We start from the raw sequence: 23,498 nt of genomic DNA on the forward strand, positions 1-23,498 counted from the left end.
TACCTCAAGAACAAGACCTTGGAAGCCCAAACGCTCAGCAAATGAAAGAAACAATTTACTCATCTAGGGCCAGCTTGCACGCGCCCCGCGCCTTTCTGCGGCAGGTGCGCGAGGATGCCCGGGTGGTGTACCACATCAGCGGGCAGTTGTTCGTGCGCAACCTCAAGGTGCAAGTGCGGCAAAGCTTGCTCGGCTACGCCTGGATGCTACTGCCTCCGCTGGCGGTGGCCCTGGTGTGGGTTTTGCTAGGGCGGGCCCGGGTGCTCAACATCGAATCGGGTCCCGTGCCCTACCCGGTGTTTGTGCTGGCCGGGGTGTTCCTGTGGCAAGGGTTCGTGGAGGCGCTGAACTGCCCGCTGCAGCAGCTGTCGGCATCCAAGGCCACCCTGGCCAAGGTACGGGTGCCGCACGAGGCCTTCGTGGCCGCGGGCATGGGCGTGGTGGGCTTCAACTGCCTGGTGCGGCTGCTGGTGCTGCTGGGCGCCATGCTGTGGGCAGGTGTGCCCTTCACCAGCGCACTGGCCCTGGTGCCGCTGGGGCTGGCCGCCCTGCTGGGCCTGGGCCTGGCCTTGGGCTGGTTGGTGGCCCTGCTCGGCTTGCTCTACGCCGACATTCCTAACGCCCTGGCCGTGGGCCTGAACCTGTGGTTTCTCGTCACCCCGGTGGTGTACGTCCTGCCGGCTCAGTACGGGCGCCTGCTCAGCCTCAACCCCGTAACGCCCCTGCTCACGACCACGCGCAGCTGGCTGCTAGCCGGTACAGTAGCGCCGGGGCCGGGCTTCTGGCTGGTGGCGGCACTGACCGGCCTTGCCTTGGGCACCAACTGGTTGGCCTACCGCCTGGCCCAACCCCACCTCATTGCCCGCTTCTGATGCTGCGCTCCTTGCCCCGGGCCCTGGTGGCTCGCTACGCTCCTTCCGTACTCAAGCGCCTGGCCCGTGGGGCGTGGCGGCGGCTTCGGCGCCCCGCCCCGCCGCGGCACCTATTGGTGTTTGGGGGGCGTACCGAGTACTGGCCGGGCGCCGGGCGTACCCTTTTTGCACGCGAGCCGGTCTTCCGGGCGGCCATTCTGGAGTGTGAGCGGATAACGACGCAGGTGCTGGGCGGTCCTTCGCTGCTGCGGCAGTTCGAGGGCGAGCAGGACCCGGGCTTTTTCAAGGACGAGCGGCGCCTGATGCACACCAGCGCCGTGATGCAGCTAGCCCTGGTGGACCTGTGGCGGGCCCACGGCGTGGAGCCCGAAGCCGTGCTGGGCGTCAGCCTGGGCGAAATAGCGGCCGTGTACGCCGCCGGGGGACTGAGCCTGACCGACGCGCTGCGGGTGAGTGCCTGCTACTACTCCATCAGCGAAGTAGAGGAGTTTGACTACGCGGCGCTGGTGGTCGGGGCCGGTTTTGAGGACTGTGCCCGGCTGATAGCCAGCGGGCCAGCCGACATGTTCATCGTGCTGGTGCTGGACGCGGCTAGCTGCTTCGTGTTCTGCGCCCGGGCCCACGTAGCGGCGGCGCAGGCCCACCTGGCGGCGCACGGCACGAGCTGCCTGCCGCTGCGAACCGCGCCCATGCTTCCCTACCACTGCCTGGTGCCGTTGGATCGGCACCTCGACCGCCTGCGGCAGCCGTTGCGGGGTATGCAGCCCTTGCCCACTACCCGGCCGGCTTACCTGAGCACGGTGGGCCGGCTGGTTCCTTCCGGCACCGTACTGGGCGCCGACTACTGGCTGACCCTGATTCGGTACCCGGTAAATGTGCACGGCGCCCTGGCTGCCGCGCTGGCCGATGGTTATCAGCTGCTGACGCCCGTCGGCACGCATCCCTTTCCCTTCTTCCAGGGCCCGCAGGCGCCGAACCGCTTGGCTCAGGCCCGCCTGCTGGGAGGCCTGCACGAGGGCGGCGACGAACACGCGCTGTTTGAAAGCATCCGGCAGCAGTTGCAGCAGGCACGGGTGAGCATGCACCCTGCTGTGCCCACTACCGCCCTGGAATTTGCCCGGCAGTTTCGGTTCCAGAACCTGGACGTGGTGGCGGATCCTTACCCGGCTTTTGCCTTTCTACGCCGGCAAGGAGCCCTGCACCAGCTGCCCGGCGAAGAAGGCTGGCTGGTAACCGACTCGGATATGGTGGCTGACATCCTGCGCCAGCCCCTCGTGTTTTCGAACGGTACCGTATCTGAATTTGACACGGAGCTATTAGGGGCCGACCCGCCCATTCATACCACCAACCGGGCCATTTTTCAGCCCTTTTTCTCCCCCCGGGAGCTGTCCACGCTCAGCGACTACACCGCCAGGATGGTGCAGGAGCTAGGCGCTGACCTATACCGCCGGCCCTGCTTCGAATTTGTAACGGAGTTTGCCGTCCCACTTGCCCAGGCAGTAAGTGGGCGCTTATTGGGTCTCACGGCGGCCGAGTTGGAAAAGTTACGGGGCAGCTTGCCCGGCCATATCTATGGGCTGGACTACTTTGCCGAGCTGACGCGCTACTTCGAGGACTATTTCAACCACCGGCAAGCCCCAGCAGAACCCCCAGTGATGCTTGACAACCTGCTGGCTCTCGTGCGCAGCGGCTCCATCAGCCAGGCAGCGGCCGTGAGTTTGGCCAAAACCATGTGGCTGGCCGGTCTCGCCACCAGCAGCATCCTGATGACCAGCGCGGCCCATTACTTGCTCACCCACCCGACTACGGCTGCCCAGCTGCAAGCCCAGCCGGCGCTGGTGGATGCTTTTGTGGAAGAAATTCTGCGGCTGCAGCCGCCCCTCAGCAGCATCTCCCGCGTTACGACCGAGCCCGTAACCCTGGGCGGGGTGGCGCTACCCGCAGGCACCACGCTGGTGCTGAGCATCGGCGCGGTGAACCGCGACCCGGCCCGCTTTCCTAGCCCCGACGAGCTGGACCTAAGCCGCCGCCCCACCCGCCACCACGCCTTTGGCGGGGGAATTCATGCCTGCATGGGCGCGCACCTGGCCCGGCAGGAAGCGCGGCTGATGGTACAATGGCTGGTCGCGCAAGGGGCGGCGCTACAGCTCACTACTCCTTTCGCCTTGCCCCACTACTACCCGCATCCGGTGTTTCGGGCGCACGCTCACCTCTACCTGACTTTGCAGCCCCCGCTACCCGCCTAATGTCCGCCTCTCCTCCTTTGGTTACAGTGCGTAATCTTTCCAAGAAGTTCTGCACGCACTTGCGCTCCTCGCTCTGGTACGGCCTGCGCGACATTGTCGCCGAGGCGTTGCCGGGCCGGCTGCGGCAGCCCCACCGCCTGCGGCGGGCCGAGTTCTGGAGCTTGCAGGATGTCTCGTTTGAGCTGCGCCGGGGCGAGGCGCTGGCCATTATTGGCGACAACGGCGCGGGCAAAAGCACCCTGCTGAAGCTACTCAACGGCCTGATTAAGCCCGATGCGGGCACCATCCGCATCCTGGGCCGGGTTGGGGCCCTCATTGAGCTGGGCGTGGGACTTGATCCGCTGCTGAGCGGGCGCGAAAACATTTTCCTGCGCGCTTCTCTGCTGGGCGTTTCGCAGGGGCAGGTGGCGCCGCTGCTGCCAGCCATCATTGACTTCACCGGCCTGGGCAGCGCCATTGAGATGCCGGTGCAGTTCTACAGTTCGGGCATGGTGTCGCGCTTGGCCTACGCCGTAGCGGCGCATTTGCACCCCGACGTGCTGCTCGTAGACGAGGTGCTGGCCGTGGGCGACTTCGACTTTCAGCGCAAGTGTATTCACCACATGATGAGCTACCTTGCCGGCGGGGGCTCCATCATCCTCGTTTCGCACCAGCCCCACCATATTCAATCGGTGTGCCAGCGCGGCCTGGTGCTGGAAAAGGGGCAACTGGCGTTCAGCGGCACGGCCGTCGAGGCACTCGATTACTACTTTGGGCAGCAACTAGCTTTGGGCAGCCCCGCCGATGCGGCACCTGCGGCCGAGGCGCTCAACGAACTAAAGCCCGTGGTGATTGAGGAAGTGCGGATGACGGGTGCCGGCACGGGCCTGTGCCCCGGGGCAGCAGCTACCATTCAGCTCACTTACCATGCCCTGCGGTCGGTTCAGCAGGTGAGTTGGGGCTTTTATTTATACACCAACGACGGGCAGGTGTGTATCGGCGGGGCCTTCCACCCAACGCCCACCCGTATCAGCGAAGGGCAGCACGTGCTCCGCTGCCAGCTGGCGCGCCTGCCGCTCACAGCCGGCAATTACCTGCTGCGAGCGGCCATCTTCGACTGTAATTCCTTGCAGCCTTTGGCTCTTTTTGGCTGGGAGAATGCGCCTGGGCGGTTGCAGGTGGAAGCCGCCACCAGCCTGGAAAAAAACAGCCACAAATTGCTTAACCAGCTTACCATCTTGGACGTCGAATGGAACCACTAGTTTCCACCCCCACGGGTATTACCCAGAACTCCCGCCTGAACAAGGCCATCAGCCGGGGCCTGACTTACCTGACGCAGCACCAGTTCCCCAACGGCGAGTTCTGCTGCTACATTGCCGCCGATGAGCCCATGCAGGGCTGGTGCCTGACCGAAAGCACGGTGTTTGCGACGATGGTGGTGGCCTCGTGCCTGCTGCCGCTGGCTGACCGGCCCGAAACGGAAGCCATGCTGGCCAAGGCCAGCGGCTGGCTGCAGTACCAGATGCACCACGGCGGGGTGTGGCCGGTGTTTTCCGACCGCCACCCCTGGCATGCGCTGGTGCCCTACGACACCGACAGCATGGTTTACGCCTCTGCTTTTATGCGGGCCCGCGGCATCGATTGCCCTAGCCCGACCAATCTGCCCTTGCTACTGGCCAATCGTACTCGTAAGGGCTTGTTCTACACCTGGTTTCTGCTGCGTCTGAACTGGCAAACCAATCCCACGCACTGGCGCATCACAGCCCGTGAGGTGCTGCATCCCATCAACAGCTTCTTTTTTTGGCGGGCCAACGAGTGCACCCGGGCCGATGTCGACATGGGCATTAACACCAATGTTCTGTATTATTTGGGCGACGTGGAGGCCACTCAGCCCATCATTGCCGAACTGCTGCGGGTGATTGCCGAAAAGCGGGAAGACGACTGCGACAAGTGGTACCGCAACCCGTTCACCATCTACTACCTCATGTCGCGGGTGTACCGGCAGGGCGTAACGAAGCTGGAGCCCGCCCGACCAGCCATTCTGGAGCGCATCTTGGCCACGGCCCGCCCCGACGGGCAATTGGGCAAGTCCATCTTCGACACCGCGCTGGCTGTTACCACCTTACTTAATCTGGGCTTCGCCAGCCCAATCCTGGACCAAGCCATTGAATTCATCCTGCAAGCCCAGGCTGCGTCCGGCGAGTGGCCCCGTTGGCTGTTCTACTACGGCGGGCCGAAGCTGCTGCAGGGCTGGGGCTCCGAGGAACTGACCACCGGCTTCTGCCTGGAGGCGCTGGCCCGTTACCAAGCCGAGCATCCCCATGCTTAGCCCATGAAACCCGTTCCCTACGAGGCTTCCCGCCGCTACCCGGAGTGGACTTGCTGCGCTTCTTGGCTAGTCTGGCAGTGGTACTACTGCACTTCACTTACAGCATGCCGCTGATAGCCCGCATTAGCCCATCGTTTCCGGCTCTGGGCGGGGTGTTCCGCTACGGCTACTTGGCGGTCGACTTGTTTTTCATGATCAGCGGGTTTGTGGTGCTGCGCTCGGCCCGCCACAAAAGCTTGTCGCAGTTTGTGGTGGCCCGCGTGGTGCGCCTCTATCCAGTGTTCTGGCTGAGTTGCTTGCTCACCTTTGCGGGCCTTTATTTCAGCGGCACGGGCGGGCCGGGAATGGGTCGGCAGTTGGTGTTCAACCTCACCATGCTACACGAGTTTTTTGGCTACAAGCCCCTGAATGGCGTGTACTGGTCGCTGACCTACGAGCTGACCTTTTGCTTTCTGGTGGGACTCATCATTGGCTGCCGGCTGTGGCAATGGCTGTTTGGGCTAGTGCTGGGCTGGCTGGCGTACACGGCGGTGGCCGGTCCGCTGCCGGCCGGCCACCTGTTCAGCTACTTGTTCATTCCCAAGCACAGCGCCTATTTCATTGCGGGCATGCTGTTCTACCTGCTGCAAAGCCGCACAGAAGCAGCCTGGAAGCTGCACGCAGCGCTGCTTTTCGCCTTCGGGCTGGCCTTGCGCAGCGACCGGGCCGAGCGGCAGCTGGCGCAGGAGTTCTTCCACGAAGCGCCGCTCAGCGCGGTCGTGTCGGGGGTAGTAATTGCCGGGTGCTTCCTGGTGTTTTACGCCATCGTGGCGGGCCGCCTGCGCCCTCACCCGGTTTGGGCCGCGTTAGGGCTGCTGACCTACCCGCTTTACCTGCTGCACGGCCTGGGGGCCATTCCGCTCAACTTGCTCAGTGGCAAGGTCGATAAATACTTGCTACTGGCGGGTACGCTGGCTTTGGTGCTGCTGGTGGCCGCCCTGGCGCAACGGCTGGTGGAGCGTCCCCTGAGCCTGGCCCTGGGCCGCTGGCTCAACCACTGGCTGGCGCAGCAGCGGCCGCAGTTCGTCCACTCCGAAGCCGTAGCAGCGGCGCCCCACGCCTAGCTGCTGCCGTAGCCACCTGTTTCTTTCCTTTCCAAGCCGCCTTGCACATGCCTACGCATTTAGAAAAAATCAACGTCCTGCGCGGCATTGCCATTCTGCTGGTGTTCGGCTACCATGCCCTGCTCATTCTCTTCGGGCAGTATGAAATCTACGATTTCAGCCCGTCGTGGGTGTGGATTGATTTTGCGCGCTACGTGCCCGGCCGCATCTTGCTGGGGATGACGCCGCCGGGTATGGGCGCACAGGGCGTCACGTTGTTCCTTGTCATCTCAGGCTTTTTGATTCACTTAGGCTATTTGCGCAGCGGCGTCAGCTTCCGCTGGGGCGAGTTTTTCAACAAACGGTTCTGGCGCATCTATCCCCCGTATCTGGTGGCGCTGCTTGTGTTCGGCCTCAGCCTGGGGACGGGCGGCTGGCTCGGCCTGCTCACCCACCTCACGCTCACGCACAATCTCACCGACCGCACCATCTTCACGATTAATCCTTCTTTTTGGTCGCTGGCCCTGGAAATGCAGCTTTACCTGCTGTACCCGCTGTTGCTGTTGCTGCGCCACCGGCTGGGCATGGCCGGAGCCACGCTGGCTATAGGTGGACTAGCAATACTGGCTATGGGCTTGGGAATAGCCTTGCAGACGCGGAGCGAGGCACTCTGGCTGTCGGCCCTCAACCTCTGGATAGTATGGGCACTAGGCGCCTATCTCGGCGAGAAGTTCTTTTACCAGCAACGCATTTATACGGGCAGCGGCTACTACCTGCTGATGGCTTACCTGCTGCTCACACTCTCGCGGCTCACCATTGTGTACGTGCTGTTTGGCCGCATCCTGTTCAGCGTATTTTTCATTTACGTTATCGACTGGTATCTGCACCGCCCGGCCAAAGCCGGCGCTGCTTTTTCGGGCGCTTTGGCCCGGTTCACGGCGCTGGTGGGCGTATATAGCTATAGTATCTACCTATTTCACCAGCCTTCCTTGCAGCAGTTAATTGAGTTTTTCAGCCACGGGCAACAGAATAAGTTGGTGCTGACCGGGGCCGTGGCACTCTCCTTTGGGGTGGTGCTCGGCTTATCGTACTGCACCTACCGCTGGTTGGAGCTACCCTCCATACATTGGGGCAAGCAGCTTTATGCACGGTTCCGTCCTACAGGGAAAGCTGCTTTGGTGCCGGCCCGGCAGCCAGGGGCCTAACGTGGAATGCAATTGCAAGGGGTGCTACCAGTACTTGCCGGTGACGCCCAGTAGCGACCGGCTTCGCGGTACATGTCGCGCTTGAGGGCCTCTAGTCATTCAAGAACGCTCGAGCAAGAAAAAACCTGGTAAAGAATCCCGGTTGCGCTATTAGGCATATGCCCATTAGTGCGGTTTAGTGTAACGGCCGTCATCATCTAGGCATGCGAGAGGGCACGGGCATGTTCACGCACCATCTGGCATGCTCCGGCACCCGCCTGCTCTATGACTCGCAGCTAGAGCCCAAACGGTTCCGCGGCATGGGTAGCTACTTTGCTGTTGATCGGGAGTGGGAAAAGGAATACCGCAAAGGCTGCAAGACGCACTACCGCGGCAAGCCTACCCGATGGTATGCCCGCCTCCTGAAGCTGGAGCAACGAGCTGAAGCAAGTGCGCCGGCTCTGCTCCAGCTGCTACAGTGAGGCTCGAACCTGACAAAACCTTACTTTTTCAGATGGCTTAGCCTACTCGGTCTTGGTGAATTTCGCCACAAGCTCTTTTGCATTGTACTTCCCACCAATGCAGCCATCTATACTTTCCACCTCCGGTAACTCTCGGAAAACGGTTTCTACCCACTGCTCTATCTGTGGCCTGTTGGTGAACAGCTCTTTGTTCTTCAGGTAGTATTCAATGGCTGTTAATCTACTAGCCGGGTTAATGGAGTGCATCACAAGTAGAACCTGCTCCAGTGAGAGGCCTTTCTGAATTTGGGTGAATGCCTCTCGATTTTGAAGCATTGTCATGCCATATCCTCCATAATCGCCGTACTCCAAACCAGATTCGGGAGACATATATTCTACAACGGCCTTAGTTGCTACCTGAGAGGTAGGAGGTTTAACCAAAGCAGAGAGCGGCTTTTGCATCAGCGCACCATTGTAGCGGAAAGGGGCTACTCCTGCTGAGCTGACCTTGAAACCGGCGGAGTACCACTGTACATATTTACTCTTAAGCTCTTGCTCACGCGGTAGCCCAGGGTAAACGGTATAGCTAACCAGGGAGCCATTATAGTAGTAGAGCGCAGCTTTGATGGAGATATAGCCGCCTCCTATAGCAGCATCCCGTGACCTCCACCCAAAGCCTAGGTTATGCCCGCTCTCTATACCCTTCTCAAAATATCGCTCTACTGTTCTTGGGCTGGCTTTGAGTAGAGAGGTTACTTCGTTGATAATCTTCTTGTCCTGTGCTACCCACTCAGGATTAGCCGCACTCGATGGCAAGCTTACCGATATAAAGAGCAGCAGATAAAGCAGAGGAACACGCATGAGAAGTAGTGTTAATGATCTATCAGCGGGGTAGGTAGGCTAATTCTTCCGGCTGTGCTGAACTATACCGCAGTCAGGAGTGGCCGGCGCATACGTGCAAAACTCAACCCTAAAAGCTGACCCTGAGCGATGCTTCTATTCATTCGTAAGTGCTTGAGATTTGTATCTCTTTACAAACTCAGCCGCCTCTCTCAGGTTTTCAGGGTATGGTACATATCCTAATATGCGGTTAAGTTGCTCTTGTGTTTCGGCTTTATCGAAGATGTGCTGATACCGGAACCCTTGATTAACCAGGAACTTAACTGTTCCCCATCTAGCCTTGTCTCCCTTCTTTGGTGGACGGAATCTATGAGGTAACCGCACCATTGGTTGACCACATTCGGTGCAGCAAACGGTTTGCACCATTCCAAATGCGCTGTTAAATGCCTTCTGGCATTGCAAGCAAACATTCTTGTGTCCCATACCTACACAGCAACATTTGAAATAAGCCGAAGAAAGACGTCCAACAGAGGCTTTCTGCTCAGGTTGTCCCGTAAGCCGTCCCAATAACAACAAACAACCCTCGCAATCGACTATAAAATAACGACTTACGAGGGTTATTTGTGGGCCCAGCTGGAATCGAACCAGCGACCTGCTGATTATGAGTCAGCTGCTCTAACCGATTGAGCTATAGGCCCGGCTAAAACCGCCTGCGGAAGCCCGCAGGTTGGTTTCGGCGGCGCAATCTACCAATTTCGCGGCGGTATTACCAAACCTGCTTGCTATGACCGCTGCACATCGGCTCCCGAATCTGCTCCTTGATTTCGGTGGCGTCATCATCAATATCGACTACAACCGCACTCTGGAGGCCATGCGGGCCCTGAGCCGGGTGGGCTCCACCATTGGGTTTACCCAAGCTGCGCAATCGGAGCTGTTCGACGATCTGGAAACCGGCCGGATTACGCCCGACGGCTTCCGCCAGGGCCTGCGCACGCACTACGACCTGCACCACGCCACCGACGCTGAGCTGGACGCGGCCTGGAATGCGATGCTGCTCGACGTGCCACTGGAACGGCTGGAATACATCCGCGAGCTACGGCGCGAGGGCTACCAGACGGCGTTGCTCTCCAACACCAACAGTATCCACATTGCCGTCATCAACGAAATGCTGCGCCGCGAGTACGGCCTGCAGCAGGGTATTGCCGACGTGCTGGACCGCGTGTTCTACTCGCAGGAAGTGGGCCTGCGCAAGCCGGGTACCGAAATCTTTGAACACGTGCTGCGCCAGATGAACTGGCAGCCGGCGGAAACCCTTTTTATCGAGGACAGTATCCAACACATTCGGACGGCCGAGTCGCTGGGAATTCGCACCCTGTTTCTGGCCCCGCCGCTTACCCTCACCGAAGCCCTTCCCGCTGCCCTCCGTGCCTTCCCCCACCCCGCCGCCTGACGACGCCCAGCCGCCCGGCAGCCCGTGGCCGCTGCTGACCGCGCGCCGGTCGGCAAGGCTCCGCATCCCGCGTTACGAACGTCCAGCACCGCGCTGGCGCATGGCGCTCGTGCACCTAAGCCTGTTTCTGCTCACGCTGGCCACTACCACCGTGGCCGGGGCCGAGTGGATGACGGCCCATACGCTGCTCGACGACCAGCTACGCCCCAGCGGCTGGTTGCCGTCGCGTACCGAGCTGGTGCACGCGCTGGCTTACTCGCTGTCGTTTCTAGGTATTCTGACGGTGCACGAGTTCGGGCACTACTTCACGGCCGTGCGCAACGGCATCCGCACCACGCTGCCGTACTACATTCCGTTTTTGACGGGCCTGTTCGATATCGGCACGTTCGGGGCTGTCATCCGCATCCGCGACAAAATTTACTCGCGCCGGGAGTTTTTCGACGTGGGCATTGCCGGGCCGCTGGCAGGCCTGGTGGTGGCGGTGGGTGTGCTGATCTACGGCTTCACGCACCTGCCGCCGCTGGAATACCTCTACCAGATTCACCCGCACTACCGTTTCTACGGCGCCGATTACGCCCGCTACGTGTACGGTCCGCAGGACGAAATCATCACGCTGAATCCGCCGCTGCTCTACCAGTGGCTGCAGCAGTGGCTGGCCGACCCGCGGCTGCTCCCCCACCCGTACGAGCTAATGCACTACCCCTACCTGGTGGCCGGGGCGCTGGGGCTGTTCTTCACGGCGCTGAACCTGCTGCCCATTGGCCAGCTCGACGGCGGACACATTCTGTACGGCCTGCTGGGCTTCCGGCGCTTCAACCGGCTGTCGGCAGCCTTCTTTCTGGCCTTTATTTTCTACGCCGGGCTGGGGTTATTCAGCCTGCACTCGGAGCGGGATACGTGGCTGTACTTCGGGCCGGTCTACGCCCTGTACCTGCTGGTGGCGCTGTGGCGGGTGCTGCCCTCGCCGCGGCGCGCCTTCATGCTGGCGGCGGGCATCTGGCTGGCACAGCTGGCGGTGGTAACGGCCGTGCCTACCATTCAGGGCAACCCTGGCTGGCTGATTTTCGGGCTGCTGCTCGGGCGCCTGACGGGTATTTATCACCCGCCGGCCACCGATGAGCGGCCACTCTCCGGCGGCCGGCAGGCGCTGGGCTGGCTGACGGTGGTCTTGTTCGGGCTCTGCTTTTCTCCCTCGCCCATCCGGGTGGTGACGCCCACCCCCGAGCGCAACGCGCCGCGCCCGGCCGCGTACGTGCAGCCTATGGCTACTCCTTCTGCTGCTACCGCCCCCGACCGCACCGCCCCCGAATACCGCTGGGACCTGGCTTCCCAGATTGCCAACCGCATGCTCGAAGCCGGCCTGAGCCACCGCGACGTGAGCGAGGCCACTACCCCCGACGACGTCATCGGCCACGCGACCCTGCCCAAAGCCGACGCCGCGTACGTGCGTAGCCTCACGGTGCTGCCCGATGGGGAAGCCCGCGAGCTGTTTGTGCGCCACGCCCGCAGCAAAACCAATCCCGACGACCCGGATTGCTGCACCACGTTCAACTTCTTCCGCCAGCTGGTCTGGATCAACCTGTACAGCCGCCCCGACGAAGAAGACGGGCTGCCGGCGTAGGTTCCGCCCCGGTCCGCCGTACCTTTGCGCCATGTTGCGCCACTTGCAATTCACCCAACGTACGCTGCTCACGCGCACGCATCTGGAGCTGACGGCCGACGGCCTGCGCTGCGAACAACGCGGCCTGCGTAGCCTGCACGAGTTTACCCTGCCCTACCGCGAGCTGCTGCCCGTGCGGGTGGCCCGGCACCGCGAGTACCCCGTGCTGCCCACGGCCCTGGCGCTGTTTATCCTGTTGCCGTTCCTGAAAGTCGTCTACGAAGCCGCTACGGCTACTGGCCCGGCGGCCGAGCGCGTGGCCTGGCTACCGCTGGCCTTGGTGGGGGCGCTGGTGCTGCTGCTGGCCGGCCACGCCCTGAGCCGCTGGCAGCAGCAGTTTATCATTCACACCGGCCGCGGCACCGTGGTACTGACAGACCGGGCTCAGGACCGCGAGCAGCTACGCGCCTTTGCCGAAGCCCTCGAAGCGCATACCATTGCCTTTCTGCGCCAGCAGTACGCCTACGTCGATACGTACCTGCCACGCGAGCCGCAGCTGGAACGCCTGCGCTGGCTGCGCACCCACGGCGTCATCACGGCCGCCGAGCTGGAGCACTTCCGGCAGAAGCTGTTCGGCAGCAGCAGCTCGCTTGTGGGACCGGTCGGCTTCAGCCTGAACTAGTACCCGCCTGCTGATCGGCACAAAAAAGCCCCGCGACCAACCAAGGCCGCGGGGCTTTTTTTTATGAGGCGTCGGGCTTAGCCCAGAGCGGCTACGCCGGGCAGGGTTTTGCCTTCCATGTACTCCAGCAGGGCACCGCCGCCGGTGGAGATGTACGACACGCGGTCGGCGTAGCCGAGCTGGTTGACGGCCGCGGCCGAGTCGCCGCCGCCGATGAGCGAGTAGGCGCCGGCTTCGGTGGCTTCGGCAATGGCGCGGGCCACGTACTCGGTGCCGAGCGAGAAGTTGCTCATCTCGAACACGCCCATCGGGCCGTTCCACAGAATGGTTTTCGAGTTGCGGATGATTTCAGCGAACTGCTCGCGGCTGTCCGGACCGATGTCGAGGCCCAGCCAACCCACGGGGATGTGGTGGTTGCCGGCTATGTCCACGTTGGCGTCGTTGGCGAATTTGTCGGCAATGAGGCTGTCGACGGGCAGCACCAGGTTCACGCCCTTCTCCTTGGCCTTCTGGATCAGGCTCAGCGCGAGGTCCAGCTTGTCAGCTTCCAGCAGCGAGCCGCCGATGTCGCCGCCCTCGGCCTTAGCGAAGGTGTAGGCCATGCCGCCGCCGATGAGCAGGTTGTCGACCTTGTCGAGCAGTTGCTCGATGATTTCAATCTTGTCGGAAATCTTGGCGCCGCCCATGATGGCCGTGAAAGGCCGCTCGGGGTTGTTGAGCACGCGCTGGGCGTTATCCACCTCGCTCTGCAGCAGGTAGCCGCCCACGCGGGCCTGCGGAAACGACTCGGCCACCACGGCCGTGGAGGCGTGCCGGCGGTGGGCCGTGCCGAAAGCGTCGTTCACGTACACGTCGGCCAGGGCGGCCAGGCGCTGGGCAAACGGCGCGTCGCCCTTCTCCTCTTCGGGGTGGAAGCGCAGGTTTTCGAGCAGCAGAATCTCGCCGGGCTGCAGCGACTGGGCCAGCTGCACGGCCTCGTGGCCAATGGCGTCGGGGGCAAACTTCACCTCGCGGCCGTACTCGTGGTTGAGGCGGCTGATGAGGTGGCGCAGCGAATATTTCTCCTCCGGTCCGCCCTTGGGCCGGCCCAGGTGCGACATCAGGATGACGCTGCCGCCGTCGGTGAGGATCTTGTTAATCGTGCGCGTGGCCGCCCGGATGCGGGTGTCGTCGGTGATGCGGTAGTCCTTATCGAGGGGCACGTTGAAGTCAACGCGCACCAGGGCTTTCTTGCCGGCGAAGTTGTACTGGTCGATGGTCTGCATGGTAGCTGACGGGTTGGGGAACGGAAACGCTGCTCTTATACGGAGCGGCGGCGCGTAGTTCGCGGTTTTTCGGGGCGAAAGCAAGATTGTTGGTACATGGGCGGAGCGGCCGTTAGGTCCGGTATGGGGCGCTAAGCCCGTCCGGAAGGACTCCGCAAGGCCCTTTTGTCGTGCAGAAACTGCCTTGTGGAGTACTACAAGGGTCTTTCCGCACGACAAAACACCCTTGCGGAGTACTACAAGCCTCTTTCTGCATCACAAAAGGGCCTTGCGGAGTACTACAAAGGTCTTTCTGCACGACAAAACGCCCTTGAAGGGTACGCCGACGCCAGGCTGGCAGGCGAGGCTGGCTTGGCCGAGCCGCCATATTTGGTTCAGCTACTGCTGGCCTTGAGTAGAGGCTAAGCCGGGTGGGGCACCGCCGGCGCCGGCGGCCGAAGCCGTAACGTTTCGGGTCCTTGCATTGTTAGGCGCCGAAGCGGGGGCCGCAGTGCGGCGGGCCGCTCGAAATTCGCCTACCTTTGTAGCAGCATGAGAATTGGCATTTTCTTCGGTGGTCCGTCGCGCGAGCGGGAAATTTCCTTTGCCGGCGGCCGGACGGTTTACGATAACCTCGACAAGTCGCTGTTCCAGGCCGTGCCGGTCTTCGTGGACAGCCACGGCAACTTTATTCTGCTCGACTGGCAGTACCTCTACAAGGGCACCATTCGGGACTTTTACCCGCCCGTATCGGCCCTGCCGCCCTCGGAGCTGAAGCTGCAGGTGTACCTGGAAAGCCTCGGCGAGCTGAGCCGCGACGAGCAGGACCGCATCATCGGGGAAGTGGGCCGCCGCCTGCGCCCCGACGAGCTGCCCGAGCTGATGGATTTCGCCTTTCTGGCCCTGCACGGCCCGGCCGGCGAAGACGGCGCCATTCAGGGCCTGCTCGAATGGTACGGCATCCCCTACTCCGGCTCCGGCATCCTGCCCTCGGCCTTCGGCATTGATAAGATTGCCCAGAAAACCCTGCTGCACGCGCTGAACCTGCCTTCACCGGCCTTCCGCGTACTTACGGCTGAAGAGTTTGACGCTGCTAAGCCCGAGGCTTTGCTGGCTTACGTGGAAAAGGAATTGGGCCTGCCGCTGGTGGTGAAAGCCCCGCGCCAGGGCTCCAGCATCGGCGTGAGCATCGTGCGCGAGGCCGACGTGGACAAGTTCGTGGCCGCCGTGGAGCGCAGCCTGTTCCGCCGCACCGTCACCCGCGAGGATTGGCAGCGCCTCGGCGCGCAGGACCGCCTGGCCTGGGCCCAGCACCTCACAGACATCCGCGAAGGCATCGGCCTGCCCATCATCCTCGACGCAGACGATGACCAGATCATCTACCACCCCGAAGCCCTGCTCCGCGCCCTCGACGAGCGACTGACTTTGCAGGATTCGGTGCGCCTCACCAACACCCAGGGCGAGCAGCAAGTGCTGCTGGAAGCCTTTGTGCAGGGCCGCGAGTTTTCGTGCATCGTGGTGGAAGACGTGGACGGCTCGCCGCTGGCCCTGCCCCCGACGGAAATCGTGAAGGGCACGGAGGTATTTGACTACCGCTCGAAGTACCTGCCCGGCATGGCCCGCAAGGTTACGCCCATCGAGCTGCCCGAGGCCGACATTCAACGCATTCGAGAGCAGTGCGAGCAGCTGTTTCGCACCTTCGGCTTCCAGGTATACGCCCGCCTCGACGGCTTCATCACCGAGAGCGGCGAGATTTTCCTGAACGACCCGAACACTACCTCCGGGATGCTGCCGGCCTCGTTCTTCTTCCACCAGGCGGCCGAAATCGGGCTGAATCCCTCGCAGTTCCTCACCTACATCATCCGCACTTCGCTGGCCGCCCGGCGGCGCGGCGGGTTGCAGCCGGTGAAGCTGGGCCGGCAGCTGCGCGCCCTCGACGCGGCCGTGGCCAGCCGCCAGCACGAGCAGAAGCCGCGCACCAAGGTGGCCGTCATCATGGGCGGGTACTCCTCGGAGCGCCACATTTCGGTGGAAAGCGGCCGGAATATCTTCGAGAAGCTCAGCTCCTCGGCCAAGTATGAGCCGGTGCCGGTGTTCCTGACGGGCTCCTCGGAAAGCTACGAGCTGTACGTGCTGCCCGTCAACGTGATGCTGAAGGACAACGCCGACGACATCCGCGACAAGGTGAAGCACTACGAGGCGGGCCACGGCGCGCACCCCATCCTGGAGCGCATCCGCCAGCACGCCGCCCACATCACCCGCACCTACGCGGCGCAGTCGGTGCCCGTGCCCGAGAAGCTGACCTTCGAGCAGCTGGCCGAGCGCGTGGACGAGGTGTTCATCGCCCTGCACGGCCGCCCCGGCGAGGACGGCGCCCTGCAGCAGCAGTTGGAGCGCGTGGGCCTGCCCTACAACGGCTCCGGCACCGAGTCGAGCAGCATCACCATCAACAAGTTCGAGACCAACAAGCGCCTGCGCGAGGCCGGCCTGCTAGTGGCCGAGCACCGCATGGCCGCCCGCCTGGAGTGGGAGGCCGATGCCGAAAGCTTCTACCAGTCGCTCGAAAGCCAGTTTCAGTACCCCTTCATCGCCAAGCCCGCCGACGACGGCTGCTCCTCGGCCGTGAAGAAAATCAAGAACCGCCAGGAGCTGGAAGCCTTCTGCCGCTTGATGTTCCGCGACCAGGAAGACCTGCTGGAAGACGCAGCCCGCGTGCTGAGCCTGGGCTTCAAGGAGGAATTCCCGCGCAAGGACGCCTTCCTGGTCGAAACCCTCATTTCGCGCGACGGCGCCCGGCACTTCCTCGAAATTACCGGGGGCCTGCTTACGCACCGCCGCACTGATGGGGGCCGCGACATCGAGGTATTCGAAGCCTCGGAGGCGCTGGCAACCGGCGAGGTACTGAGCCTGGAGGAGAAGTTTCTGGCCGGTGAAGGCCAGAACATCACCCCCGCTCGCTACGCCGCGGCCCCCGCGGAACGTCAGCGCGTGTCGGACGAAGTAAAAGCTGTGCTGAAGCGCGTGGCCGAAGTGCTCAACATCGAAGGCTACGCCCGCATCGACGCCTTCGTGCGGGTGCGCGGCAATGTTGATCAGGCGGGCGCGGTGGAGGTCATCATCATCGAGGTAAACTCGCTGCCCGGCATGACGCCCGCCACCTGCATCTTCCACCAGACCGCCCTAGCCGGCTACACGCCCTACGATTTTATTGACCGCATTCTGGAGTACGGCAAGAGCCGCTCAGTTAAAGAAGTAGGGAGTTTGTGAGTTTTGGAGTTGACCAGCTCCGTCAGACCTGATCGAGCCCTAACTCGCAAACTCGGTAACTCGCAAACTCTTAAACTCCTTAATTCATAAACTGCCAAAGATGGCTTTCCTCAAATCTGATACCTGGCTGGACCTCGTCAAGCACCTCGTGGTGATTGTCGGCGTGTCGTTGCTGCTGCTGTTTCTGTTCTTCTTCGTGTACCTGCCCGTCACCACCAACCACGGCGAAACCATTCCGGTACCGAAAATCACCGGTATGCAGCTGGCCGACCTGGAGGACTACCTCGGCGACCGGGACCTGGCTTATTTCGTGGATGACAGCAGCTACTCGGCCAGCACTCGGCCGGGCACGGTGCTCACGCAGGAGCCCAAGCCGGGCGAGAAGGTGAAGGACGGCCGCAAGATTTACATCTCGGTGGCGATGAAAAATCCGCCCGTCATCAAGATGCCCAAGCTAACGGATGGCTCGGTGAAAAATGCCCAGATGATCCTGAACAGCTACGACCTGGTGGTGGGCAAAATCACGCTGGTGCCCGACCTGCGCCAGAATGCGGTGCTGAAGCAGGAAGTAGGCGGCAAGGAAATCAAGCCTGGTGACCCGATTACCAAGGGTACCAAAGTGGACCTGACCGTGGGTGACGGCCTCGGCAACCAGGAATTCCCGGTGCCGAATGTGGTGGGCATGCCCGCCGACGAAGCCACCACCCTGCTGGCCGGCCAGGGCCTGCAGATCGGCGAGACCTTCTACCAGCAGCCAGAGGAAGGCCAGCCCGAAGGCACCATCGTGAAACAGCGGCCGGAAGCTACCGGCGGAGCCACCATCCGTTCGGGCCAGCTCGTCGACTTGTGGGTGGCGGGCCAGGAGCCGCTGAAGCCGGTTAAATAACCTGATTACGCTTTTTGGAAAGGCCGCCTGATGCTTCGGGCGGCCTTTCGTGCTATGGGGGCAGGGCGCTGTTTTGCCGCCAGGCAAAATCTTTTCGGCCCCGGGCTCGTTTGGGGTGCGTAACTTACCCGCACATGAACTATCGGCTACACTTACCTTTTGTCGTCTGCAGCTTGTTGCTTCTAGCTGGCATTGTTCAGCCAGCGAGGGCTCAGCAAGTCGTTCTGCCCTTGTCGGCCGACCCGGCCCGCACCCAACCCGGCACGGCGGCTGGTGCTGCGCGCACGGCCGCCCTTGGGCTGCCCTTCTTCGAAGACTTTGCCGGGCAGCGCGAAGGCAGCCCCAACGCCGCCCGCTGGGAAACCAATGGCGGCGTGCTGGTAAACGAACGGTTTTCGCTGGGGCCGCCGTCCCGCGGCATGGCGACGTTCGACGGGCTGAACGGGCGAGGTCAATCGTACGGCCCGCCGGCGGCTTACAGCAACACCGACACCCTGACTTCGCTGCCCATTGACCTGAGCGGCGGACAGCCAACCGACCGCACCTACCTCAGCTTTTTCTGGCAGGCGGGCAGCATCGTTGGCGCCCCCTCGGCTAACAGCAGCAGCCGGCGGGTGAATTTGCAGCTGGAATTTCTGGATAATACCGGCGCTTGGAACAGCGTCTGGGACCAGAACAGCCAGGGTATCCGCACCGATTTTAAGCAGGAGTTTATTGCCGTGGACCAGGCCAAGTACCTGCACGCGGGCTTCCGCTTCCGCTTCCGGGCTTCTGGCAGCCAGTTCGGCACGCGCGACACCTGGAACCTTGACTACATCTTGCTGGACCGCAACCGCGCCACGACGAATGTATCGTACGCCGATGTGGTACTTAGTGCCCCGCTTTCCTCGCTGCTCAAGCGCTACGCGGCCATGCCCTCGTGGCAGTTTAATGCCGCGCCCAACCCCACGCAGGAGCTGAACGACAGTACCTTCAGCACCTTCAATAACCTGGACGTAGGCGCCGTACCGCCCACGCCCTTCCAGTACCAGGGCAGCGTGCAGGTGCTGCCGGCCGGCAACGTCGTTACGTCCGCCACGGTGACGCCCAGCCCGCCCCCGGCTCCGGGCACCCGCCAGCTGTACGTGGGCTACTCGGTGCGCGCGCTGCCGGTGGCCATTCCGGCAGGCCCGTCGCGCGTGCGCCACAACCTCTACCTCTCGCTGCTCAACGCCCCCACCGACCCGCGGCGGGCGCCCAACGACACGGTGCGCCGCATCACCGAGTTCAGCAACTACTTCGCCTACGACGACGGTACGGCCGAAGGCACCAACAACCTGCGGCAAAGCGAGGTGCGCGCTACTTCCCGCGCTATCCGCTTCGAGCTGAACCGTCCCGACCAAATCGACAGCCTGCGCTACTATTACGCCGGCGCCACCGCGGCTTCGGGCGTGCCCGTGCCACCTTCGGTGACCATCACGTTTGCCGTGTGGGAAGTGGGGCCTGATGGCCTACCGGCCGCCCAGCCCAAGGCCACCAAAAGCGTGAACCTACCGACGACGGTAACCAGCCCGGGCTACCGCGGCGTGAAGTTTGACCGCCCGGTGAGCGTCAGCGGCCGGTTCTTCATTGGCTATCTGCAGCCAGTCACCCCGCTGTTCGTGCAGTTCGGCGCCGACCTGAACAGCCGTCAGCCCCGCGACACCTTCTACGACAACGAAACCGGCGCCTGGGTCCCGTTCGGCAACCGTTCTTTCGTGCCCATGCTACGCCCTTACATGAGCGGCGTGGTAAGCAGCGCGCACAACGCTGCCGCCAACGCGGCGCTGCGCGTGTACCCCAACCCGACTCAGGGCCTGTTGCAGGTCAGTGGGGCGCGCTACAGCCGCGCTGTGGCGCTGGATGCGCTGGGCCGCACGGTATGGGAGCAGCCCGCCGCCGAAGCCGGCAAGAGCCAGCTGGATTTGCGCACGCTGCGCGCCGGCGTGTACCTGTTGCGCTTCACCTTACCCGACGGCAGTGTGAGCACCCAGCGCCTGGTCTTGCAGCCGTAGTAGTGGCCCGAATGCGTTGAATTCACTTCTTTAGCGGCCCCAAGCGCTTCGTGGTGCTTGGGGCCGGTTGTTTATCACCCGTTTTTCTCCGTCTTATGAACGACATCACCCCCGCTGAGCTGAAAGAGCGTCAGCAGCAAAACCAAGCCCCCATCATCATCGACGTGCGCGAGCCGTGGGAGCACGAAGAGACCCGCATCAACGGCAGCCAGAACATCCCGCTCGGCGAGCTGCCTGGCAAAATCGAAGACTTGGAAGACCTGAAGCACCAGGAAATCGTGGTGCACTGCAAGGGCGGTGGCCGCTCCGCTTCGGCCAAGGCGCTGCTGCAGCAACACGGCTTCGATAAAGTGCGCAACCTGCTCGGCGGCATCTCGGCCTACAACGCCGGCTAAGCCCTGAGGCAGCACAGTCGTCATTCCGGGCGGAAGCCAGGAATCTGGTAAATTATCTGTCCCAGATTTCTGACTTCCGCCCGGAATGACGTTTTATAACGATTCCTGACCTTACGCCAGCGCCAGCTGCCCCGCGGCGGTGTAGCGCAATTGGCCGGTATCTACCAAGTCCCGCAGCAGGGCTGTGAGCGTATCGGCCTGTGCCGGCGCAAAGCCAGCCAGGAGTTCCCGCGGGGTGCGCGGGGCCGCTTGCAGCTGCGCCAGCACTTGTGCGCGCAGGTCCGTGGCTACCACGGGCTTTTGCCGGTGCCGCTTCTCGGCCAGGCAATGGTCGCAGATACCGCAGGGCGTGCTGTCCAGCTCGCCGAAATACTCCAGCAGCAATTGCTGCCGGCAGCGGGTGCCGGCGGCGTAGCCAATTACCGCCTCGGTTTTCTGCTGGTCCCGCTCCCGCGCTGCTTCCAGGGCTTTCACGTCGAGGGGTAGACGGGCGGCATCCAGGCGGGGTGTGGTGAACATGGCCTGAGGCGAATCGTGGCGCGGCTGGTACTGCACAATGCCTGATTTGTGCAGAAACTCCAGAGTCTTGCGCACATCGGTGGTGCTCCAGCGCAAGCTCTGGCTGAGCTGCCCTTCCGAGACATTCAGAAAGCCGGTAAATACTTCGCCGCCGTAGTGCCGCAGAATGGCCTTGATGAGCTGGTCGTGACGCACGTTGGCCACCTGAAAGCGGTACAGGTCGCGGGCGTCGATGGGAATGAACACCTTGGCCGGGCTGAATACGGCCTCATTAAGCTGCACCAGGCCCGCTTTTTCCAAGGTGCGCATGGCGTTGTGCACGTCTATGGGCTTGAGGCGGTAGGTGCTGGCAAAGGCGCCCAGGTCGAAGTCGAAACCGACTAGCTCACCTCCTCCTACGGCCGTGCCGGAGTAGTTGGCCAGGGCCTGGTACACGCGCTTCACCACGTCGAGCGGCGGGTGGCTCATCAGCACGCGGCGGCGCATTTCATCGGCGTCGTTGGGGCCCCAGAGCAGCACGGCAAATGCGTACAGTTCGTCGCGCCCGGCGCGGCCGGCTTCCTGGTAATAGGCTTCCAAGGAGTCGGGTGCGTCGAGGTGTACCACGCAGCGCACGTCGGGCTTGTCGATACCCATGCCGAAAGCATTGGTAGCTACTACGATACGCGTTTTATCCGAGGTCCATTCCTGCTGCGCGCGGCTGCGCTGATCGGCGGGCAGGCCGGCATGGTAGGCGGCGGCGCTCAGGCCGTGCTGTTGCAGCCAGGCGGCCGCCGTTTCGGTTTGCTTGCGGGTGCGGGCGTACACCACGGCTGTTTTGCTTGGTCCCACGCCCTTGAGCACCTGCAACAAGCGCTGCAGCTTATCCTCCGTTTCGAGCACCGAGTACGAGAGGTTGGGCCGCTGGAAGCTGCGCTGAAACATCTGCCCTGTTTCGCCAAAGCGCAGCTTCTCGCGGATGTCGCGCCGCACCTCTTCCGTGGCCGTAGCCGTGAGGGCCAACACTGGCACCCCCGGCAGCAAGTCGCGCAGCGCGCTGATCTGCAGGTAAGGCGGGCGGAAGTCGTAGCCCCATTGCGAAAGGCAGTGCGCCTCATCCACGGCAATGAGCTGCACCTTCATCTTGGGTACCCGCGCCCGAAACATGTCCGTCAGCAAGCGCTCCGGCGACACGTACAGGAACTTCACTGGCCCGTACACGCAGTTGTCCAGCGTCTGGTCGATGTCGCGGTGGCTCATGCCGGCGTACACCGCTTCGGCCTTGATGCCACGCTTACGCAGGTTTTCCACCTGGTCCTTCATCAGCGCTATCAGCGGCGAAATAACCAGGCATAGCCCCTCGCGCGCCAGCGTGGGCACCTGAAAGCATACGCTTTTCCCACCGCCCGTCGGCAGCAAAGCCAGCGTGTCCTGCCCCGCCAATACCGAGCGAATGATGTCTTCCTGCCCTGGCCGAAACGCCCGGTGCCCCCAGTGCTGGCGCAGAACGGAAAGAATATCTTCGGTAGGAGCTGACACGGCGGATTGAGAACGTTGGGACAGCGAAGATACAGCCAACACGGCAGCGGCGCCAGCACCGAAGCGGCTCGGCCCGTAGTGCTGGCGCTGCCGACAAACAAAAAAGCCCGGCTCCTTGCGAAGCCGGGCTTTTCCAATCTATCAATACAACACTAACTCGTTAGGCAGCCACTTGACCGTTTTCACGGTCGTCGATGGTCTTTTTCAGGTTGGCAATAGCCTGAGTGGCGCGCTCCTGATCCAGTTTGTTGATGTTGAGCAGCATCTTGGTCTTCTCCTGCCGCGTCACCACGGGGTGGTTCAGCAGGCGGATGATTTCCTCTTTCTGCTGCGCCGTGGCATAAGCCGGGTTGCTAGCGGCGGGGGCCATCGGCTCAGCTACGGCCGGCGTCGGCTGGTCGGTCTTCACCGCTTTCATGGGCGCGGGCTCGGCTACGGCTTGCTTGGTTTCGGGCAGGTTGCCACCGTACTCCATTTCTTCGGCCGGGGTGGGTTCGTAGCCAGCAGCGCGGATGATCCACGCCAGGATGTTGCGGTAGGCTTTGCCGATGGCGCGCGTCTGGGCCATCGAAGCAATGGCAAATTCCTGGTAGAATTTCTTGCCCTGTTCCTTGTTCGAGCAGATAGCAAAGCCGGCGCCTACGGTGTGCTGGCTGCGCATGTCAAACAGCGTCACCTTGGCTTGGTATTTAATCTCCGAGTCGGTGCTCATGTTGATGACGTGGTCGACGATGGGCACAATGCCCAGGCGCGAGCCGGCGTACTGCCAGCCTTCCACGTTCACGAACTCTTTGCCCTGCACCGAAGTCGTGAGTTTGTTTTCCTTGATGAAGTTCGCCAAGTCCTTGGCCAAGGTCAACGTCTCGTCCGAACGCGAGATGTCATAGCTCTCAGCTTTCGGTTTGCGGATC

At 62.4% G+C, this 23,498-nt stretch carries 18 protein-coding genes and 1 tRNA gene; 14 read left to right on the forward strand and 5 right to left on the reverse strand.

Annotated elements, in window-relative coordinates:
- The first annotated feature begins 41 nt into the window (after positions 1–41).
- The 7 genes from B0919_RS18680 (at position 42) to B0919_RS18705 (ending at position 8,174) form a co-directional block, all read left to right on the forward strand.
- Positions 42–872, forward strand: coding sequence for an ABC transporter permease (locus B0919_RS18680; protein WP_139362248.1), 831 nt, complete (start codon positions 42–44; stop codon positions 870–872).
- Entirely contained in the window at positions 872–3,118 is a 2,247-nt protein-coding gene (locus B0919_RS18685) for a cytochrome P450 (protein WP_078013814.1), read from the forward strand. The genes B0919_RS18680 and B0919_RS18685 overlap by 1 nt, the downstream gene beginning before the upstream one ends.
- Positions 3,119–3,144: 26 nt before the next feature.
- Positions 3,145–4,359, forward strand: coding sequence for an ABC transporter ATP-binding protein (locus tag B0919_RS18690; protein WP_176133126.1), 1,215 nt, complete (start codon positions 3,145–3,147; stop codon positions 4,357–4,359).
- Entirely contained in the window at positions 4,347–5,426 is a 1,080-nt protein-coding gene (locus B0919_RS25395) for a hypothetical protein (protein ID WP_176133127.1), read from the forward strand. Before B0919_RS18690 ends, B0919_RS25395 begins: the two co-directional genes overlap by 13 nt.
- 44 nt (positions 5,427–5,470) lie before the next feature.
- Positions 5,471–6,529, forward strand: a complete 1,059-nt coding sequence (locus B0919_RS18695; RefSeq protein ID WP_262490556.1) for an acyltransferase family protein — start codon at positions 5,471–5,473, stop codon at positions 6,527–6,529.
- A 47-nt stretch (positions 6,530–6,576) separates the two neighbouring features.
- Positions 6,577–7,713, forward strand: a complete 1,137-nt coding sequence (locus tag B0919_RS18700) for an acyltransferase family protein (RefSeq protein ID WP_078013817.1) — start codon at positions 6,577–6,579, stop codon at positions 7,711–7,713.
- A 203-nt stretch (positions 7,714–7,916) separates the two neighbouring features.
- Complete coding sequence (locus B0919_RS18705; protein WP_078013818.1) at positions 7,917–8,174, forward strand: hypothetical protein; 258 nt, start codon at positions 7,917–7,919, stop codon at positions 8,172–8,174.
- Between the two features lie 42 nt (positions 8,175–8,216).
- On the opposite strand, the gene B0919_RS18710 is transcribed toward B0919_RS18705, so the two are convergent.
- Both B0919_RS18710 and B0919_RS18715 read right to left on the reverse strand, forming a co-directional pair.
- Positions 8,217–9,014 (reverse strand): hypothetical protein, encoded by a 798-nt coding sequence (locus B0919_RS18710; RefSeq protein ID WP_078013819.1) that lies wholly within the window; start codon positions 9,012–9,014, stop codon positions 8,217–8,219.
- A 603-nt stretch (positions 9,015–9,617) separates the two neighbouring features.
- Positions 9,618–9,691: transfer RNA gene (locus tag B0919_RS18715), tRNA-Ile, on the reverse strand.
- A gap of 86 nt (positions 9,692–9,777) precedes the next feature.
- On the opposite strand from B0919_RS18715, the gene B0919_RS18720 reads away from it, so the two are divergent.
- Genes B0919_RS18720 through B0919_RS18730 form a run of 3 tightly spaced genes read left to right on the forward strand, consistent with a single transcriptional unit; the run spans position 9,778 to position 12,725 of the window.
- Positions 9,778–10,443 carry an HAD family hydrolase gene (locus tag B0919_RS18720; protein WP_078013820.1) on the forward strand — a complete coding sequence of 222 codons (666 nt, stop codon included), beginning with the start codon at positions 9,778–9,780 and terminating at the stop codon, positions 10,441–10,443.
- Positions 10,418–12,064: a site-2 protease family protein gene (locus B0919_RS18725; protein ID WP_176133129.1), complete on the forward strand. Its 1,647-nt coding sequence runs from the start codon at positions 10,418–10,420 to the stop codon at positions 12,062–12,064. The genes B0919_RS18720 and B0919_RS18725 overlap by 26 nt, the downstream gene beginning before the upstream one ends.
- A 31-nt stretch (positions 12,065–12,095) precedes the next feature.
- On the forward strand, positions 12,096–12,725 hold the full coding sequence (locus B0919_RS18730; protein ID WP_078013821.1) for a hypothetical protein: 630 nt from the start codon (positions 12,096–12,098) through the stop codon (positions 12,723–12,725).
- Positions 12,726–12,802: 77 nt separating this feature from the next.
- On the opposite strand, the gene B0919_RS18735 is transcribed toward B0919_RS18730, so the two are convergent.
- A complete protein-coding gene (locus tag B0919_RS18735) occupies positions 12,803–13,990 on the reverse strand; it encodes a phosphoglycerate kinase (protein WP_078013822.1) in 1,188 nt (395 codons plus the stop codon).
- Positions 13,991–14,521: 531 nt separating this feature from the next.
- On the opposite strand from B0919_RS18735, the gene B0919_RS18745 reads away from it, so the two are divergent.
- The 4 genes from B0919_RS18745 to B0919_RS18760 all read left to right on the forward strand — a co-directional run bounded on the left by B0919_RS18745 (position 14,522) and on the right by B0919_RS18760 (position 20,550).
- A complete protein-coding gene (locus tag B0919_RS18745) occupies positions 14,522–17,236 on the forward strand; it encodes a D-alanine--D-alanine ligase (protein ID WP_078013824.1) in 2,715 nt (904 codons plus the stop codon).
- A 100-nt stretch (positions 17,237–17,336) separates the two neighbouring features.
- A complete protein-coding gene (locus tag B0919_RS18750; RefSeq protein ID WP_078013825.1) occupies positions 17,337–18,122 on the forward strand; it encodes a PASTA domain-containing protein in 786 nt (261 codons plus the stop codon).
- Positions 18,123–18,352: 230 nt separating this feature from the next.
- On the forward strand, positions 18,353–20,155 hold the full coding sequence (locus tag B0919_RS18755) for a T9SS type A sorting domain-containing protein (RefSeq protein ID WP_176133130.1): 1,803 nt from the start codon (positions 18,353–18,355) through the stop codon (positions 20,153–20,155).
- Between the two features lie 95 nt (positions 20,156–20,250).
- A complete protein-coding gene (locus tag B0919_RS18760; RefSeq protein ID WP_078013827.1) occupies positions 20,251–20,550 on the forward strand; it encodes a rhodanese-like domain-containing protein in 300 nt (99 codons plus the stop codon).
- Positions 20,551–20,661: 111 nt separating this feature from the next.
- Here B0919_RS18760 and B0919_RS18765 read toward each other — a convergent pair whose 3' ends face one another.
- Together B0919_RS18765 and B0919_RS18770 are read right to left on the reverse strand one after the other, a co-directional pair.
- On the reverse strand, positions 20,662–22,587 hold the full coding sequence (locus tag B0919_RS18765; protein WP_078013828.1) for an ATP-dependent DNA helicase RecQ: 1,926 nt from the start codon (positions 22,585–22,587) through the stop codon (positions 20,662–20,664).
- Between the two features lie 160 nt (positions 22,588–22,747).
- Complete coding sequence (locus B0919_RS18770; protein ID WP_254846615.1) at positions 22,748–23,440, reverse strand: hypothetical protein; 693 nt, start codon at positions 23,438–23,440, stop codon at positions 22,748–22,750.
- Between the last annotated feature and the right edge of the window lie 58 nt (positions 23,441–23,498).

The organism is Hymenobacter sp. CRA2 (assembly GCF_002007105.1).
Lineage (GTDB): Bacteria > Bacteroidota > Bacteroidia > Cytophagales > Hymenobacteraceae > Solirubrum.

Coding starts and splice junctions, on each gene's coding strand:
- B0919_RS18680 (WP_139362248.1), top strand. CDS start 42: ATGAAAGAAACAATTTACTCATCTAGGGCCAGCTTGCACGCGCCCCGC.
- B0919_RS18685 (WP_078013814.1), top strand. CDS start 872: ATGCTGCGCTCCTTGCCCCGGGCCCTGGTGGCTCGCTACGCTCCTTCC.
- B0919_RS25395 (WP_176133127.1), top strand. CDS start 4,347: ATGGAACCACTAGTTTCCACCCCCACGGGTATTACCCAGAACTCCCGC.
- B0919_RS18700 (WP_078013817.1), top strand. CDS start 6,577: ATGCCTACGCATTTAGAAAAAATCAACGTCCTGCGCGGCATTGCCATT.
- B0919_RS18705 (WP_078013818.1), top strand. CDS start 7,917: ATGCGAGAGGGCACGGGCATGTTCACGCACCATCTGGCATGCTCCGGC.
- B0919_RS18710 (WP_078013819.1), bottom strand. CDS start 9,014: ATGCGTGTTCCTCTGCTTTATCTGCTGCTCTTTATATCGGTAAGCTTG.
- B0919_RS18720 (WP_078013820.1), top strand. CDS start 9,778: ATGACCGCTGCACATCGGCTCCCGAATCTGCTCCTTGATTTCGGTGGC.
- B0919_RS18730 (WP_078013821.1), top strand. CDS start 12,096: ATGTTGCGCCACTTGCAATTCACCCAACGTACGCTGCTCACGCGCACG.
- B0919_RS18735 (WP_078013822.1), bottom strand. CDS start 13,990: ATGCAGACCATCGACCAGTACAACTTCGCCGGCAAGAAAGCCCTGGTG.
- B0919_RS18745 (WP_078013824.1), top strand. CDS start 14,522: ATGAGAATTGGCATTTTCTTCGGTGGTCCGTCGCGCGAGCGGGAAATT.
- B0919_RS18750 (WP_078013825.1), top strand. CDS start 17,337: ATGGCTTTCCTCAAATCTGATACCTGGCTGGACCTCGTCAAGCACCTC.
- B0919_RS18760 (WP_078013827.1), top strand. CDS start 20,251: ATGAACGACATCACCCCCGCTGAGCTGAAAGAGCGTCAGCAGCAAAAC.